Below are 17,228 nucleotides of genomic sequence, written 5' to 3' on the forward strand. Positions count from 1 at the left end.
AATTGAATCCACCTTTTTTGCCCCAAATCTTACCATGAACTTAACCTACTTATGCTATGGTGAGTTAAAAGTACACTATTACAATATATGTTTAATAATAAATCGGATGAAATGCACTTTTAAACGATGAAATACATAAAATTTAATAAGCCCTTTCTTTCTTGCCTTCATAAAAATTCATAAAAGCCCTATTTACTACCCTATTACCACCAGGGGTAGGATAGTCACCAGTAAAGTACCAATCGCCAAGATTCTTAGGACAGGCGATATGAAGATTTTTAACAGGTTGAAATATTACTTTTACAGCGGCTTTTAAATCTTCTGGACTCAATAGTTCAGCAATTTTATCAGAGAGCTGTTGATCTGTAAATGGATTGTATACTTCATTTACAAAATTTATAATTCTACTATCTTCAAGATTGGACTGACTTTTACATTTTTTATAAATTTCATCAATAACATCATAGGTGTTATTGTCTTTATGTAGTGCTAATGCAGCTCTAAATGCGACCAAATCTTCAAGTCTTGCCATATCAATTCCATAACAATCAGGAAAACGAATTTGAGGTGCAGAAGATACTACCACAATGGTTTTAGGATGAAGCCTATCCATCATTTTAAGAATACTCTTTTTTAGTGTGGTACCCCTAACAATACTATCGTCAATAATTACTAAATTATCACTTTCTTTAACAGATCCATAGGTCACATCATAAACATGTGCTACCAGATCATCACGGCTACTGTCTTCGGTAATAAAGGTTCTTAGTTTCGCATCTTTAATAGCTACTTTTTCAATTCTAGGACGAATATCTAAAATTTCATGCAACCTTTCTTTAGTAATATTGCTTCCTTCTCCTAGAATAAGTTCTTCTTTTTTCCGATTAAGGTAGTCTTGGGCCTCCTTTACCATCCCAAAGAAGCAGGTTTCAGCGGTATTAGGAATATATGAGAATACCGTGTTTTGTATGTCTGATGAAATAGCTTTCAGTATTTCAGGAAATAATAATCTCCCCAAATTTTTACGCTCTTTATAAATCTCCACATCACTACCCCTTGAAAAATAGATACGTTCAAATGAACATGCTTTTCTGGGTAAAGGTTTTAATATTTCTTTGAGTTTTAAACTTCCATCTTTTTTTATGATAATTGCTTTTCCAGGATCTAATTCTTTTATGTCGTTAAATTCTACATTAAAAACAGTTTGAATTGCGGGTCTTTCTGATGCAACTACCACTACTTCATCATCCTTATAGAAGTATGCAGGCCTTATGCCCGCGGGATCTCTTAATACAAATGCATCTCCATGACCTATCATTCCAGCCATAGCATATCCGCCATCCCAGTTTTTTGCAGCTTTTCTAAGAATTTTAGCAAGATTTAAACGTGCTGCAATTAATGGAGATGCTTCATGCTTACTATATCCTTCATGTTTAATTTCTTTGTAAAGCTTGGCCACTGCATCGTCCAGAAAATGTCCTATTTTTTCCATCACAGTAATAGTATCTGTTTTATCTTTTGGATGCTGACCCAATTGTATTAAGTTGTCAAATAGTTCATTAACATTGGTCATATTAAAGTTGCCTGCAACAATTAGATTTCTATGCATCCAATTATTTTGCCTTAGAAATGGATGTACACTTTCAATACTATTTTTACCAAAAGTACCATAACGAACATGACCCAAATATACTTCTCCCAAATAAGGAATATCTCTTTTTTGTTCGCTTACATTAGTGTGTAAATTTGAATTCGCTGTTAATTCTGTGTTGATTCGCTCGTTTATTTGAGCAAAGATATCCTGTATGGGTTGTGATTTATTTGATCTTACGCGACTAATATAACGTTCACCTGGCTTCATATTAAGTTTAATACTTGCAAACCCGGCACCGTCTTGCCCACGATTGTGCTGTTTTTCCATCATAAGATACATCTTATTGATGCCATAGAAAGCACTTCCGTACTTTTCTTTGTAATACTCTAATGGCTTTAGAAGCCTAATCATAGCAATACCACATTCGTGTTTAATAGCGTCGCTCATTGTTTTTTAAAATTAAAAATGCCCCGAAAAAACAGGGCATAATTTTTAAATTAATTCTATATCGAATTGTGTTAAATGCTTAAATTGTTGTAAGCGTTTGTTTACCTCTACTTTGGACAAATTTTCAAATCGTTCTGTACCAAATTTTTCTACACAAAATGAAGCGAGATTAGATCCATAAATAATAGCATTTTTCATATTTTCAAATGAAATATTCTTAGTTCCTGCTAAATAACCAGCAAAACCCCCGGCAAAAGTGTCGCCTGCTCCAGTAGGATCAAAGACCTCTTCTAAAGGAAGTGCAGGGGCAAAGAAAATTTCACCATTATGAAATAATAAGGCGCCGTGCTCTCCTTTTTTAATAACTACATAGGAAGGACCCATTTGATGTATTTTTTGTGCCGCTTTCACAAGTGAATATTCGTTGGTTAGCTGCCTAGCTTCTTCATCATTAATAGTAATCACGTCTACTTTCGTAATTACCTCCAATAACATATCCCAAGAATTGTCCATCCAGAAGTTCATAGTATCTAATACAATAAGCTTAGGTTCTTTCTCCATCTGATTGATGACATCTAATTGAATGCCTGGATGCAAATTACCTAACATAACTACATCTGCGTCTTTGTAATTTTCAGGAACAATAGGTTTAAAATCAGCAAGTACATTTAGTTGAGTTTCTAAGGTGTCTCTTGAGTTAAGATCGTTATGGTATTTGCCGCTCCAAAAGAATGTTTTCCCTCCTTTGACCACTTCAATTCCTGAAATATCTATATTCCTGTCCTTAAGTTTGTTTAGATATGCTTCGGGAAAATCTTCACCTACAACGGAAACAATGGCAGAATCTACCTCAAAATACGACGCAGAAAGCCCAATAAAAGTTCCTGCTCCTCCTAAAATTTTATCGGTTTTACCAAATGGAGTTTCTATCGCATCAAATGCAACCGTACCAATTATTAGTAATTTGCCCATTTATTTATTTTTTTTGCAAATATAAGGTTACTTTTCAAGAAGTTCCTTTAAGTCGCAAAAAGAATGAAAAGGAGCTGTTGTTAATATAGAATTCAGTAGCCAAGAAGGTAAAGAACCTTCTGGATCTCCATAAAGTTGTTGTGTAATTTGAACTTTTCTGCCTTTTTGAATAATAGACCAATAACCCTTAAAGTTGGTGACCCTTACAGTGCTATTCTCTTTGGGCACTAGGTCTGAAGCTGCTGGGAGTATCTCAATCCAATAACCATTGGAAATTTTTTGAACTTTCACATGAGATATGTTATCTCTGTTTTTGATTGGCCAAGGCAAATCATTTTTCATCCAAAAGATAAATTCTGTTTCCGATATTTGGCTTACAAGCTTACTTTCTGAAGTTTTGTGATTCCATTTCCAGAGATTGTTACCATCTGTAATTACTTTTAATGCTTTTTCTACCGTAGTATTAGTTAATACTACTGCCTTATATTCATTAATTTTTGTTGAATCAAGTGCTCTTGAATATACCTTGACACTATTTTTATCCTTTTTCAATTCCCATTTTTGGGCATATAATGATGAGTAAGCACTTAAAATAAAACAAACAAGCCAAAATATTCTCATAACTATAAGAGGGCCAAATTTTTTTGCTTGCAAAGCTACAAATTTTAAGATTATCTTTTTTTAATAAGGTTTCTTAAGAATTTTCAAACCCAGTGTCTTCTAGTAAATTTGATTTTTTGTAGGCGGCAACAGCCAATTGATCGCAGCGATCATTTTGTGGATGATTGTTATGACCTTTAATCCAATGCAAGCTTACAGAGTGCTTTCTATATTCTTTTAAAAAGGCCTGCCACAAATCTGCATTTTTCTTGCCGTTAAAATGAGTTCGCTCCCAACGAAAAACCCATCCCTTTTCAACGGCATCCACCACATATTTAGAATCAGTAAAGACTTTTACCTGAACCCCCTGTTTTTTTAATTTTTTTAACGCAACAATAACAGCCATTAATTCCATTCGATTGTTGGTGGTGCGCAAAAATCCTTGAGAAAATTCTTTTTTATATGGTTTTCCAACCCATTCCATCACAATCCCATATCCTCCTGGCCCAGGATTTCCGCTTGAGCCGCCATCTGTGTAAATGTGGACATCAAACTTCTCCATGTAGTATTTTTTCTATTATCTGAGGAAAATAAGTATATTCAAGAGAATGAACTTTTCTAGCAACATCATCTGGTGAATCACTAGGATCTATATTGACAGTCTTTTGAAATATTATGGCACCTTCATCGTAATGTTCATTTACATAGTGAATAGTAATTCCAGTTTCTTGCTCTTTATTTTTTACAATAGCGTTATGAACGTGCATCCCATACATTCCTTTTCCTCCATACTTAGGGAGTAATGCAGGATGTATGTTTATAATTTTATCTGGAAAAACCTTTATGATATGAGCTGGAAACTTCCATAAAAAACCAGCAAGTACAATGAGATCAGGATTTATGCTTTTGAGGATTCCCAAAATACAATCAGAATCTTCTAATGCTTTTTTATTAAAAGCAATTGTAGGGATTTTAAGGCGATTAGCCCTTGCTAAAACCATGGCATCATTTTTATTAGAAAATACAGCTGATACAGTAACATTCTGGTTGTCAGAAAAATAATTTATAATGTTTTCAGCATTGCTGCCATTGCCAGAAGCAAAAATTACGATTCGCATTTATGTGTATACATTTACTGAATTATGGTTACAAAAAAAAGAATAATTATTCACAAAGCAACTGCTAATTGTAAAACCTTGTTTTAAAATTTAGTAAATTAGGAGCACATTTTAAATGTAAATCGTTGTTTTCTATTAAAGTTTTTTATTTTTGCCAACAATTTAAATTTTAAAACTAAAAGATTATGTCAGACATTGCATCACGAGTAAAAGCGATTATCGTAGACAAATTAGGTGTTGATGAGAACGAGGTAGTGCCAGAAGCTAGCTTTACTAACGATTTAGGCGCAGACTCATTAGACACTGTGGAATTGATCATGGAATTCGAAAAAGAATTTGATATCCAGATTCCTGATGATCAAGCTGAAAACATTGCCACTGTTGGCCAAGCAATTCAGTATATAGAAGGAGCAAAATAAATATATATGAAATTAAGGCGAGTTGTTGTCACAGGTTTGGGGGCACTTACACCCATTGGTAACAATATAAATGAGTATTGGGAAGGTTTGAGCACTGGAAAAAGTGGCGCTGCTCCAATTACTCATTTTGATGTTTCCAAATTTAAAACACAATTTGCTTGTGAAGTCAAAAACTTTGAAGTAACTGATTATCTGGATCGTAAAGAAGCTAGAAAGATGGATAAATTCTGTCAGTATGCAATGGTGGCTTCGGCCGAAGCTATTGAGGATGCTGGAATGAATCTGGAAGCACTTGATCCTGATAGAATTGGAGTCATCTGGGGAGCAGGTATTGGAGGGATTCAAACATTTCAAGAAGAAGTAATTAATTTTGCTACAGGAGATGGAACCCCTCGTTTTAATCCTTTCTTTATTCCTAAAATGATTGCAGATATTGCCCCTGGGCTTATCTCTATTAAATATGGATTCAGAGGCCCTAATTTTGCAACTGTTTCAGCTTGCGCTTCTTCTGCAAATGCAATGATTGATGCCCTAAATTATATAAGATTAGGTTATGCAGATATTATTGTTTCTGGAGGATCTGAAGCAGCGGTAACTGCATCCGGGATGGGTGGATTTAACGCAATGCATGCATTATCTACTAGAAATGACAGTGCACAAACGGCTTCCAGACCATTTGATAAAACCCGTGATGGTTTTGTTTTAGGAGAAGGAGCAGGAGCACTTATACTGGAAGAATATGAACATGCGAAAGCAAGAGGCGCCAAAATTTATGCTGAGTTGGCAGGTGGCGGACTATCTGCGGATGCACATCATATGACAGCTCCACATCCAGAAGGATTAGGTGCAAAAAAGGTTATGCTCAACTGTCTTGAAGATGCAGGTCTCAAACCAGAACAGGTAGATGCAATTAATATGCATGGTACCTCAACCCCATTAGGAGACCTTGCAGAATCTAAGGCAATAAAAGAAGTTTTTGGTGAGCATGCTTACGAGCTTAATATTAATTCAACTAAGTCAATGACTGGGCATTTGCTCGGGGCAGCAGGAGCAATTGAAGCTATAGCTTCAATATTGGCAATTAAAAATTCCTTAGTTCCTCCTACCATTAATCATGAAACTCATGATGAAAATATTGACCCAAAATTGAATCTCACCCTAAACAAAGCTCAAAAACGCGAAGTAAGTGTAGCGATGAGTAATACTTTTGGATTTGGCGGACACAATGCATGTGTATTGTTTAAGAAATTAGATGATTAAATATATACATGAGCATTTTTAGCAAAATACTAAATTCCCGTTCCCAAGAGGACGGGAATTTTTTTATCATGCTAACAAGAATACTTGGCTTTAAGCCGCGTAATATTGCCATATACTTAAAAGCATTTACGCATAGATCTGCTAATAAAAAAGACCTAATAGGCAATCCTTTAAATTATGAGCGTCTAGAATTTTTAGGGGATGCGATGCTTGGTGCGGTTATTTCAAAACATCTTTATGACGAAGTACCTTCAGGAGATGAAGGATATCTTACTAAAATGAGATCTAAAGTGGTGAGTAGAGAACATCTTAACGAATTAGGCAGAGATCTTAACCTTATTCAATTTTTAGAAAGCAGAATATCTCGTAATCATTTTGGAGATAATATTCATGGCAATATGTTTGAAGCTTTGGTAGGGGCTATTTACATGGATAGAGGATTCGTATATTGCGAAAAATTTATTAATAAGAGAGTTATAGAACCTTACGTAGATATTGAGAAACTAGAGGGAAAGGTAATAAGCTATAAAAGCCTTTTGATTGAGTGGTGCCAAAAAGAAAAACATATTTTTAAGTTTGAGATTTATGAAGATAATGGGAACGATGCGGTCAAGCATTTTGCTGTCAAATTGTATATAGATAAGAAGATAATTGCGAAGGCAAGAGCCACCTCTAAAAAGAAAGCAGAAGAAAAAGCAGCAAAACGTGCCTATTTTGCATTACAAGAAATAATTAACAACAGTAAATAGCGAAAAATGCACTTTAACGTTTTCGTTTCTTAATTAGTGGGAAACAAGCATTTAAAAGTTGTACAGTCTTTATTAGAATTATATATTTACATTTCCATGTAAATGTATATATGGCTGTCTACAAAATACTAGATGATTTCTATGAACCCACCTTTGCAATTATTGCCATTCATAGTTATTTGGAAGATTATAAGTTAGCATATTTCCTAAACTTGCATCTAAGAAGCAAACTTAAAAGGTTATCCTTTAATATTGATTTTAAGGATACAACCTCATTTTCATTATATGAATGGGAAGATAAATACCAAGATACTGTTTGGAATTTGATTTCAAACAAATCTCATATGGATTATGAAATAAGTGAAGAGGTAATAAGTTTGTTTAATAGTAATTACAGAACGTTGACGCGATTTCTAATACCAGAACGAAGCAAAGTAGATTTTTTTTTAAAAATTGATAATGGATTAGAAGTTAACGGACTTAAAAAAATTGTAGATAAGATAAATCAGATCACCGCTGTAAGTACAGCATACAGCATAAATATAGAAGCACTAAAATCAAGAAATAACTTAATTTTTTAAGGAATGCCAAATAATAAAAAAACTAAAATTGTAGCTACTCTAGGACCTGCTACCAGTAAGAAAGAGATTTTGAAAGAAATGATGGAGGCAGGGGTTAATGTGTTTCGTATCAATTTTTCACATGCAGATTATGAGGATGTAAAGGAAAGAATTGATATGATTCGTTCACTCAACAAAGAGTTTGGATATACTACTGCCATTCTTGGAGACCTTCAAGGGCCTAAGCTACGAGTAGGTGTTATGGCGGAAGAGGTTGTTGTAAATAAAGGAGATGAGATTACATTTGTTACCGGAGATCCTTTTGAAGGAAATGCAGAACGTGTATACATGAACTATAAAGCGTTTCCAAAAGATGTTCAGCCGGGGGAGCGTGTTTTGTTAGATGATGGAAAACTTATTTTTGAGGTAGTTACTACAGATAAAAAGAAGCATGTAAAAGCCAGAGTAGTGCAAGGCGGGCCTCTTAAATCTAAAAAGGGTGTAAACCTTCCAAATACAAAGGTGTCATTACCAGCGCTTACAAAAAAAGATATTAAAGATGCTATTTTTGCAATCAAGCAAGAAGTAGATTGGATTGCGTTGTCTTTTGTTAGAAACAGCCAGGATCTTATAGATCTTCAAAATTTGATCAAAGAACATACAGACGAAAAAATACCCATAGTTGCTAAAATCGAAAAACCTGAAGCAGTAGAGAATATTGATAAGATTGTGGCTTATTGTGACGGACTTATGGTGGCAAGGGGCGACCTTGGCGTAGAAGTACCCGCACAAGAGGTTCCTTTAATTCAGAAGTTATTGGTACAACGTGCAAAAAGAGCGCGTATTCCTGTAATTATTGCAACGCAAATGATGGAAACTATGATCACTAGCCTTACTCCAACCAGAGCAGAGGTAAATGATGTAGCAAATTCTGTAATGGATGGGGCAGATGCAGTAATGCTATCTGGTGAAACTTCCGTAGGGAAATATCCAGTGCAGGTAATAGAAAAAATGGCCAGTATTATAAATACTGTAGAACATTCATCATTAATTAAAGTACCACAAGAACCACCACATATTCGCACCAAAAGATACATCACTAAATCTGTATGTTATCACGCAGCACTCATGGCAAATGAAATAAAAGCAAAAGCTATTTCTACGCTAACAAACAGTGGTTATACTGCTTTTCAAATTTCTGCATGGAGACCACAAGCGCATATTTTAGTATTTACTTCCAACAAGCGTATACTTACTCAATTAAGTTTACTTTGGGGAGTAAAAGCCTTTTACTATGATAAGTTTGTTAGTACAGATGAAACTATTGAAGACGTAAACCGTATTTCTTGTGAAAAAGGATTTCTTGAAGTAGGAGATATGTTGGTAAGTCTTGCAGCAATGCCTATTCAAGAAAAAGGAATGGTAAATACCTTACGAGTTACAGAGATTGATAGTTGTTATATCTAAGATAGATGGTATTGAAATGGAAGCCTGGAATTAAACTTTTTCAGGCTTTTTTTGGTGATAAATCTATTAAAAAGCAAACTTCAATTGCACTGATACTATCTTCTTTGCGGTAGTTTTAACCGAATCTGTATTTAGATTGGCAAGGGAAATTCCTAATAGGCGAACAGAATTTTCTAATTTTTCTTGGTATAAAAGCTCTTTAGCAGTTTGGAGAATGAGGCTTTTATCTGCTACATAATAATCTAGCGTTTTACTTCTGGTTTGCAAGCTAAAATCACTATATTTAATTTTAAGGGTTACTGTTTTTCCGGCAATCTTACTTTTTTTAAGTCGTTTGTCCAGCTCACCAGCAATATGTTCTAACTTTTCAAGCATAAAAATTTCACTGCTTAAGTTCTCATTAAAGGTTCTTTCTGCACCTACAGATTTAGGAATGCGATTGGGTTTCACTTCGCTATGGTGAATTCCACGAACTACATGGTAGTAGAAGCTTCCACTTTTACCAAAATGTTTTTCTAAAAAAGCCAAAGATTTAGTTTTTAAATCCAACCCAGTAAAAATACCCAGTTGATACATTTTTTCTGCGGTTACCTTTCCAACCCCATAAAACTTACGAATTTCTAATCCCTCTAGAAAAAGAATCACTTCTTCTGGATTCACTGTTTTTTGTCCGTTAGGTTTATTAATATCACTGGCAACCTTTGCGATAAATTTATTGATGGAAATACCTGCCGAAGCGGTGAGACCTGTTTCTTCAAATATTCGTTTTCTAATTTCTTGTGCAATTAATGTAGCGGATGGATTGCCTTTTTTGTTTTGCGTGACATCTAAATAAGCTTCATCAAGTGATAAAGGTTCTACTAAGTCTGTATAATCAAGAAAAATAGCCCGAATTTGTTTTGAGATTTCTTTATAGCGGTCAAAACGATGCTTTACAAAAATAAGATCTGGGCAACGTTTCACAGCGATGACACCACTCATCGCACTTCTAACTCCATATTTTCGTGCTTCGTAACTGGCTGCTGCGACCACACCTCTAGAACCTCCACCACCAACAGCAATAGGCCTACCCTTTAACGCTGGATTGTCTAATTGTTCTACCGAAGCATAAAATGCATCCATATCTACATGAATTATTTTCCGTAAGGGCACTTCTGTCTCCATAACGTAAAATTAGTATATTTAATCTACGGAAATTAATTATGGGTAAAACAGCCATTATTTTAGGCGCTACAGGACTTACTGGGGGTATTTTATTAAATAAATTGCTCTTAGATGAACGATATACGAGTATAAAAGTGTTTGGCAGGAGTTCCACAGGTAAAAAACATAAAAAACTAAGCGAATTTATTTGCGATCTTTTAGACCCAGAGACTTATCAAAATGATTTTATGGGAGATGAAGTGTATTGTTGTATTGGTACAACTGCCTCTAAAACGCCCAATAAAGAGCTTTATAGAAAGATAGATTATGGGATACCTGTGAGTGTAGCAAAACTTTGCCATAAAAAAGGAATAGACACTTTGCTAGTTGTTTCTGCTATGGGAGCCAATAAAAACAGTACTGTTTTTTACAACCGTATTAAAGGAGAAATGGAGCAGGATGTTTTAAAGCAAAAAGTGAAAAGAACGTACCTTATTCAACCTGCATTGATTGGAGGTGAACGAGATGAAAAGCGAATTTTAGAATGGATTTTTAAAAAGTTGTTTACCGTCTTAAATTTTATATTAGTAGGCTCTCTAAAAAAGTACCGATCTATAGAGCCCACAGTAATTGCAAATGCAATGATCAAACTAGCCAATAGTGATAAAAAGACCAGAAGAATCCCATCAGATTTATTAGCAGAAATAGGAAAATAATGAATCTGAATCAGGTAACGGTAGCTAGCATAAATGTAGAAAGGTCTGTTGATTTTTACAAAAAATTGGGCTTGTTACTTATTGTAGAAGCGTTACGATATTATGCACGTTTTGAATGCCAGGAAGGCAATAGCACTTTTTCCGTGCACTTGGTAGATAAATTGAAAGAAGGCGAAGGGGTCTATGTATATTTTGAAGCAAAAGACCTAGATGAAAAAGTGAAAGTTTTACAAGAAGCCGGAATCGTATTTGATGAAATGCCTAAAGATCGTAAATGGCTTTGGCGTGAAGCGCGTTTAAAAGATCTGGATGGAAACCAACTCATTTTGTATTTTGCAGGTGATAATCGAAAAAATCCGCCTTGGCGAATTAATTAGTAATGATAGAAACAGAACGTAAATTCTTGGTGAATTCAAGCGATTATAGAAAAGAGGCCACCTCAAAAAAAAGAATCGTACAGGGTTTTTTAAATACAGATCCTAAACGAACTGTGCGGGTGCGAATAAAAGGAAATAAAGGATATCTTACTATTAAAGGAATTTCAAATGCTTCTGGTACAACCCGATTTGAGTGGGAAAAAGAAATCCCGATAAATGAAGCAGAGGCATTAATGAAACTCTGTGAGGGTACAGTAATAGACAAAGTACGTTTTGAAGTTCCAATAGCCAATCATTTATTTGAGATTGATGAGTTTGATGGGGATAATAAAGGATTAGTTATAGCCGAGGTAGAGCTAAGTACAGAGGATGAAGCTTTTGAAAAGCCAATTTGGTTAGGTAAAGAAGTAACTGGGGATAAACGCTATTACAATTCTCAATTAAGTATCAAACCATTTATAAAATGGAAAACAGCATTTTAAAAATGAAGAAATATATTCTAATTATGCTAGCAAGCTTAGGATTGATTTCCTGTAATACAGAACTTTCTGATGAAAAAACAGCTGAGAAAAAAGAAATTCTTCCAAAGAATTCATCAGATACGGATTCTTTGACCATTGATCACGAAACTTTTTCTTATAAAGAAGGTGATACCACCTATGTAATGCAGAAGTATTTTATGGTTTTTCTCAAAAAAGGTGCTATTCGTAATCAAGATTCTATAGCAAGAATTAAACTACAGACGGCTCATCAGGCACATTTGGAAAAATTGCATTTAATGGGTAAAATATGTATTGCAGGACCTTTTGATGATGAAAGCACTGTCTCAGGAGTTGTAATTTATAATACTCCTACCTTTAAAGAAGCAGATAGCCTCGCAAAGAGTGATCCTGCTGTAAAGGCAGGAATGTTAACTGTAGAAACACATCCTTGGTGGGCTGCTAAAGGCAGTGTTTTAAAATAGGTTATTTTACAATGGTTATTTTGTAGTTAAAAGGAATTTCTTCTAAAGATTGATTTACTGCATTGTAGCTTACTTCATCTACCCTAAAAACAGCAAAGAAACAAGGGCTTCCAGTAGTGGTTCTGGTAAGAGCTACTTTTAAAATATCTGTTTCTACAGAACTTAGTATTACTTGTGCTTCTTTATTATCTAAAGCATCAGATAATAATACATTTAATACAGTCCCATCTTCTTGTTCAACAATCCTTGAAACCTTCGTATCGTTAATAATGACTTTTATTTCATCTTTATCATAAGTTCCATTATCAATGAGGTTGATGCCATTGGAGTCTATAAATTCTATAATTAACCCTGGAATTGCATAATCTATAGCAGCACATTGCACTAGCAGATCATCATTATTTGAGCAGGAAAAATTTCCTAAAACTAACAAAAAACAGCAGCAATATTTAAGTATTTTCATGTTTGGATTTATTTTACAACTATAATTTTTTGAATTTGAACTTCATTATCTAGGGTAATATTTTGCTGAAACCCGTTATAGATAGCTTCAGTAACAGTTAGAATGGTAAATCCACAATCTCCGGGTTCCCCTTCAAGAACACTAAGGGTAAGCTTATCAGTTTCAGTAACACTAAGCATCACATCGGCAATAACCTTATCTCCTCCCAATAGCAGTTCTAAAACAATATAGTTGGTTGGAAGCGCGGTATCTGGAACCCCTCCAATTATATTCCCATTAAGTAACACTTGAATATCAGATCTATTGTAAATGTTGTTTTCAATAAGATTATTTCCATCAGCGTCCACTAATTCAATACTAAAAAATTGAGTATTTGGTTCTACGTTTGCACATGGGTCATTGTCATTAGTATTGCAGCTATTTATAAAAAGAAGGATACACATACTAGAACATAGCCATTGAAGTTTATGTGTCATTTGGTAAGGTTTGTTTTAATTGAGATGTCAAAAACTTGTTAAGGTTGCGTTAGCGTATTTCAATTTGGCGTTTAAGCTCGTTTCCCAATTCATCAACTACGGTGATTAGGTGTGTACCTTTTTGAGGTTTTAGCGCAATTTCATGAAAGGTACTGGTTTGTCCAATAAATTCATTATCCAGATACCAAAACACGACTGTTTTAGGTTTGCTGTGAGCCAGTTTTAAAATAAGGGATGTTGTTTCTCCGTTAAAATCAACTGGAAGCGTGACAATTCCATGTTGTTTTGGATAGATAAAATCCATAACAGGTTGATTTGTTACTTTGCAATCTTCTCTAAACTTGGGTAATGGTTGGTAGGTTGTATTAGTGGCTTTAAAGTAATATTCCATAAGAGGGGGTAATACAAACCAGGGAATGGTGACAATTTCTGATACTGATTCACAAGAGGAATTTACTTGGTAGGTCTTAGATTTGTTTAAATGAATTAATGGGTGATAGAAACAGGCAGCAGACTTGGTGCCACTTGTTGGAATCCAAGTTTTACTTGATGGGCAGTAATCCCCAGCAATAAACCCGCTATGTACACAAATAGTTGCTTCTGTTAGTGCATCATATGGTTTTTCAAACCAAGTGGCTTGGGGTAAAATATCAAATGCGTCAAACATAATAGGAGCTGCTGCCGTTAAACCGGTCATATTGGGGCGCCCTTCTCCGTCTGCATTGCCTACCCAAACCCCTACTACATAATTTTTGGTAACTCCAATGGCCCATGCATCTCTATTTCCAAAACTGGTTCCGGTTTTCCAAGCTACTTCTTTAGACGAATCAAAAAATTCCCAGGATTCTTCTCCCTCAGGTCTATTTACCTCTTTCATAGCTTCAAAAGTGAGGTAGATGCTTCCTGCATCAAAAATGGGTTTTTCAAAGCTTAGTGTACCATGTTTTAAAGAATCTTTGGATTTAATTATAGGTTCGCTAAATTCCTTATCAAAGTATCTGGACGAATTTTTTGTATAGTTTTTTAAGGTTGCCGCCATGGATGCGTATGATTTACATAGATCCCAAAGATTGCTTTCTGCTCCTCCAAGAATTAAAGTGAGTCCATAATGATCTGCCGATTTATTGATGTCTTTTAGTTTTAAGTTTTCAATCTGGTCACGAAAGCGTTGTAATCCATATTCCTGTAATAACCTAACTGCTGGAACATTGAGCGAGCGTGAGAGCGCTCTTTTTGCCCGCACTGCACCATCGTATTGTTCATCAAAATTCTCTGGTTGATAGTCTGCAATTTGTGTAGGAATATCGGCTACCAGTTGTTCTGGTAGCAGCTCACCCGCATCTAGCATGGCTGCATATAAAAAAGGCTTTAAAATGCTTCCGGTACTTCTTGGAGCATGAATAAGGTCAACGTCTTTTTGATGTTTTACTTGGGTAGGAGTATTACCTACATAAGCAACTATTTTTCTAGTATCTACGTCCATGATTAACATTGCGGCATTATGAACTCCGTTTTGACGTAGTACCTCATAATGTTGTTTAATAATAGTGTTAGCTTGTCGCTGCACTACAGGATCTATAGTTGTTTGAATTCTGTTTCCTTTTTCTGTGCGTGCTAAAAAGTCAAGTAAATGAGGTGCTTCTCTAGGTAGCGCAAATGGTTTTTTAGGTAATGGTTCTACAATTGCCAATTTATAAGTAAGAGAATCAAGAATGGAAGCATCCCGTAATTTTTTCAACAATCTATTTCGCTTTGCCCTTAATTGCTCTTGATTCTTTCCGGGATAAATAAGAGAAGGCGCATTAGGCAATACAGCAAGAGTAGCACTTTCTGCCCAGCTTAGTTGTTGTGATTTTACTCCAAAATAACGCCAAGAAGCCATATCAATGCCCACTACATTACCTCCAAAAGGTGCATGAGAAGCATACAATTGTAAAATTTTGTCTTTAGAGTATCGCAGTTCAAGTCTGGTGGCAAGTATGAGTTCTATAAGTTTTTCTGAATAGGTACGTTTTTTACCTTTTCTTGATAAGCGTATCACTTGTTGGGTAAGTGTGCTACCCCCTCTAATTGTTTTGCCGGCTTTTATATTTTGTATCAGTGATTTTACAATAGAAATGGGGTTAAAGCCTAGATGTTGATAAAAATATTGATCTTCAAATTGTAATATACACTTCTTAAATTTTAGGGGGACTTCTGTTGTTTCAGGAAAACGCCATTGCCCATCTGTAGCTATTTTAGCTCCAAGTAATTCATGATTCTTGGCCTCGATTACTGTAGACGTAGGATCTGTAAAAATAGGAGTAGGAAGACAAAAATAGTAGGCTACTAAAAGAATTAGAAGTATTCCGTAGCGAATTTTTCGTTGTTGAATATGTTTAAGAAGCCTTTTCAATACCAGCGATTTACTAATGGAAAAGTATCGCTTTTTATTGTAACTGAAAAACTATTCTTAGATGAGAATACCTTCTATGTTCATCACCGGAAGCATAATGGTATTTTCTTCTTTGATGGAGTGTTTTTCAAATACAAACTTCTTTTCGTAAAGTTTGTTGTCTGCAAAAAAGCTAAGATAAAATTCATTATTTAGCACTAGGATTTCTTCCTGTAACAATTCAATTTTTACGAATTCTTTAGCCCCTAGAGTACCCAATCCATGCCTCATTGTGGAGGTTTTTATATCTCCATCATATCCTTTACTAACTACAATAGCCATCTCAATGGCATCAGCACGGTTATTAATTAGGTATGAATTCCAGTCTTGTGAAAGAAACTCTTCATTCCATTCTCTCACAATGGCAACGTGAACATCTTTTACGATAGGTATTTCAATATCTTTTTTCAAAATGATATAGAATTAAAAAGACACTTAGATGCTTGATTTGAATTGTTCTAGAAAGCGTACATCATTTTCACTTAATAAGCGAATGTCTGGTATTTGATAAAGCAGCAAGGCAATACGATCTATACCCATTCCAAATGCGAATCCGGAATATTCTTTTGAATCAATTCCACAGTTTTCTAAGACATTTGGATCTACCATTCCGCATCCCATAATTTCTAACCATCCGGTTCCTTTGGTCATTTTGTAATCGGTTTCCGTTTCCAGACCCCAGTAGACATCTACCTCTGCACTAGGCTCGGTAAATGGAAAGTACGAAGGGCGTAATCTTATTTTGGATTTTCCAAACAGCTCTGTGGTAAAGTATTGAAGTGTTTGTTTCAGGTCTGCAAAAGAAACTCCTTTATCTATATATAAACCTTCTACCTGATGAAAAAAACAATGTGATCTTGCTGAAATAGCTTCGTTTCTATACACCCTACCCGGAGAAATGGTACGAATAGGAGGTTTGTTATTTTCCATATACCTTACTTGTACAGATGAGGTATGTGTGCGTAAAAGAATATCAGGATTGGTTTGCACGAAGAAGGTATCTTGCATATCTCTTGCAGGATGATACTCTGGTAAATTTAATGCAGAGAAGTTATGCCAATCGTCTTCAATTTCAGGACCTTCCGAAACATTAAAACCAATACGCGAAAAGATGTCAATAATTTGATTTTTAACAATAGAGATAGGATGTCTGGCACCTAATGGCATTGGTTCACCGGGACGCGTAAGATCACCGTATTTTCCTTTATCTTCTATTTTGCTTTCTAGTTCTTCTCGTAATTGATTTACCTTTTCTGTGGCGGTATCTCTTAATTGATTAATAGTTTGTCCGAATTCTTTTTTGAGCTCGTTGGGCACATTTTTAAACTCGGCAAAAAAACCATTGAGAAGTCCTTTTTTACCAAGGTATTTAATACGAAATTCTTCTACAGCTTCCTTAGTGTCAGCTTTAAATTTCGATACTTCTTCAATATGTTCTTTAATTTTATCAATCATTGTATAAAATTTTG

20 protein-coding genes are annotated in these 17,228 nt (G+C 35.0%); 9 read left to right on the top strand and 11 right to left on the bottom strand.

Annotation, left to right across the window (positions count from 1 at the left end; genetic code table 11):
- Positions 1-142 precede the first annotated feature (142 nt).
- From WBG07_RS05055 to purN, 5 genes are all read right to left on the bottom strand, one after another.
- Positions 143-2,041, bottom strand: coding sequence for an amidophosphoribosyltransferase (locus WBG07_RS05055; RefSeq protein WP_340199429.1), 1,899 nt, complete (start codon positions 2,039-2,041; stop codon positions 143-145).
- Between the two features lie 45 nt (positions 2,042-2,086).
- Complete coding sequence (locus WBG07_RS05060; protein WP_340199430.1) at positions 2,087-3,013, bottom strand: PfkB family carbohydrate kinase; 927 nt, start codon at positions 3,011-3,013, stop codon at positions 2,087-2,089.
- Between the two features lie 27 nt (positions 3,014-3,040).
- Positions 3,041-3,565 (bottom strand): START domain-containing protein, encoded by a 525-nt coding sequence (locus tag WBG07_RS05065; protein WP_340199431.1) that lies wholly within the window; start codon positions 3,563-3,565, stop codon positions 3,041-3,043.
- Positions 3,566-3,707: 142 nt separating this feature from the next.
- Positions 3,708-4,175, bottom strand: coding sequence for a ribonuclease HI (gene rnhA, locus WBG07_RS05070; protein WP_340199432.1), 468 nt, complete (start codon positions 4,173-4,175; stop codon positions 3,708-3,710).
- Entirely contained in the window at positions 4,162-4,731 is a 570-nt protein-coding gene (gene purN / locus WBG07_RS05075) for a phosphoribosylglycinamide formyltransferase (protein WP_340199433.1), read from the bottom strand. The genes rnhA and purN overlap by 14 nt, the downstream gene beginning before the upstream one ends.
- 185 nt (positions 4,732-4,916) lie before the next feature.
- On the opposite strand from purN, the gene WBG07_RS05080 reads away from it, so the two are divergent.
- The 5 genes from WBG07_RS05080 (at position 4,917) to pyk (ending at position 9,186) form a co-directional block, all read left to right on the top strand.
- Positions 4,917-5,150 carry an acyl carrier protein gene (locus WBG07_RS05080; RefSeq protein WP_340067058.1) on the top strand — a complete coding sequence of 78 codons (234 nt, stop codon included), beginning with the start codon at positions 4,917-4,919 and terminating at the stop codon, positions 5,148-5,150.
- 6 nt (positions 5,151-5,156) lie between these two features.
- Positions 5,157-6,410 carry a beta-ketoacyl-ACP synthase II gene (gene fabF, locus WBG07_RS05085; protein ID WP_340199434.1) on the top strand — a complete coding sequence of 418 codons (1,254 nt, stop codon included), beginning with the start codon at positions 5,157-5,159 and terminating at the stop codon, positions 6,408-6,410.
- Positions 6,411-6,418: 8 nt separating this feature from the next.
- The gene (gene rnc / locus WBG07_RS05090; protein ID WP_340199435.1) at positions 6,419-7,159 is read left to right on the top strand and encodes a ribonuclease III; all 741 of its coding nucleotides are present in this window, start codon (positions 6,419-6,421) and stop codon (positions 7,157-7,159) included.
- Between the two features lie 110 nt (positions 7,160-7,269).
- Entirely contained in the window at positions 7,270-7,740 is a 471-nt protein-coding gene (locus WBG07_RS05095) for an IPExxxVDY family protein (RefSeq protein ID WP_340199436.1), read from the top strand.
- Between the two features lie 3 nt (positions 7,741-7,743).
- Entirely contained in the window at positions 7,744-9,186 is a 1,443-nt protein-coding gene (gene pyk, locus WBG07_RS05100; protein ID WP_340199437.1) for a pyruvate kinase, read from the top strand.
- Between the two features lie 66 nt (positions 9,187-9,252).
- On the opposite strand, the gene dinB is transcribed toward pyk, so the two are convergent.
- Entirely contained in the window at positions 9,253-10,350 is a 1,098-nt protein-coding gene (gene dinB, locus WBG07_RS05105; protein ID WP_340199438.1) for a DNA polymerase IV, read from the bottom strand.
- Positions 10,351-10,388: 38 nt separating this feature from the next.
- On the opposite strand from dinB, the gene WBG07_RS05110 reads away from it, so the two are divergent.
- From WBG07_RS05110 to WBG07_RS05125, 4 genes are read left to right on the top strand one after another with little or no spacing between them, the layout of a single operon-like run.
- The gene (locus WBG07_RS05110) at positions 10,389-11,045 is read left to right on the top strand and encodes an NAD(P)H-binding protein (protein WP_340199439.1); all 657 of its coding nucleotides are present in this window, start codon (positions 10,389-10,391) and stop codon (positions 11,043-11,045) included.
- Entirely contained in the window at positions 11,045-11,422 is a 378-nt protein-coding gene (locus WBG07_RS05115) for a VOC family protein (RefSeq protein WP_340199440.1), read from the top strand. The genes WBG07_RS05110 and WBG07_RS05115 overlap by 1 nt, the downstream gene beginning before the upstream one ends.
- Before the next feature lie 2 nt (positions 11,423-11,424).
- The gene (locus WBG07_RS05120) at positions 11,425-11,904 is read left to right on the top strand and encodes a CYTH domain-containing protein (protein WP_340199441.1); all 480 of its coding nucleotides are present in this window, start codon (positions 11,425-11,427) and stop codon (positions 11,902-11,904) included.
- Positions 11,886-12,386: a YciI family protein gene (locus WBG07_RS05125; protein ID WP_340199442.1), complete on the top strand. Its 501-nt coding sequence runs from the start codon at positions 11,886-11,888 to the stop codon at positions 12,384-12,386. Before WBG07_RS05120 ends, WBG07_RS05125 begins: the two co-directional genes overlap by 19 nt.
- A gap of 1 nt (position 12,387) precedes the next feature.
- On the opposite strand, the gene WBG07_RS05130 is transcribed toward WBG07_RS05125, so the two are convergent.
- The 5 genes from WBG07_RS05130 to pheS are packed head-to-tail and all read right to left on the bottom strand — an operon-like array spanning position 12,388 to position 17,214.
- Positions 12,388-12,849: a hypothetical protein gene (locus tag WBG07_RS05130; RefSeq protein ID WP_340199443.1), complete on the bottom strand. Its 462-nt coding sequence runs from the start codon at positions 12,847-12,849 to the stop codon at positions 12,388-12,390.
- An 8-nt stretch (positions 12,850-12,857) separates the two neighbouring features.
- The gene (locus tag WBG07_RS05135) at positions 12,858-13,325 is read right to left on the bottom strand and encodes a hypothetical protein (RefSeq protein ID WP_340199444.1); all 468 of its coding nucleotides are present in this window, start codon (positions 13,323-13,325) and stop codon (positions 12,858-12,860) included.
- A gap of 49 nt (positions 13,326-13,374) precedes the next feature.
- The gene (gene pbpC, locus WBG07_RS05140; protein WP_340199445.1) at positions 13,375-15,720 is read right to left on the bottom strand and encodes a penicillin-binding protein 1C; all 2,346 of its coding nucleotides are present in this window, start codon (positions 15,718-15,720) and stop codon (positions 13,375-13,377) included.
- A 57-nt stretch (positions 15,721-15,777) separates the two neighbouring features.
- Positions 15,778-16,170 carry a hypothetical protein gene (locus WBG07_RS05145; protein ID WP_340199446.1) on the bottom strand — a complete coding sequence of 131 codons (393 nt, stop codon included), beginning with the start codon at positions 16,168-16,170 and terminating at the stop codon, positions 15,778-15,780.
- Between the two features lie 24 nt (positions 16,171-16,194).
- Positions 16,195-17,214 carry a phenylalanine--tRNA ligase subunit alpha gene (gene pheS, locus WBG07_RS05150; protein WP_340199447.1) on the bottom strand — a complete coding sequence of 340 codons (1,020 nt, stop codon included), beginning with the start codon at positions 17,212-17,214 and terminating at the stop codon, positions 16,195-16,197.
- Positions 17,215-17,228: the final 14 nt, after the last annotated feature.

Origin of the sequence: Ascidiimonas meishanensis, from assembly GCF_037782385.1 — a bacterium.
GTDB classification, from domain to species: domain Bacteria; phylum Bacteroidota; class Bacteroidia; order Flavobacteriales; family Flavobacteriaceae; genus Ascidiimonas; species Ascidiimonas meishanensis.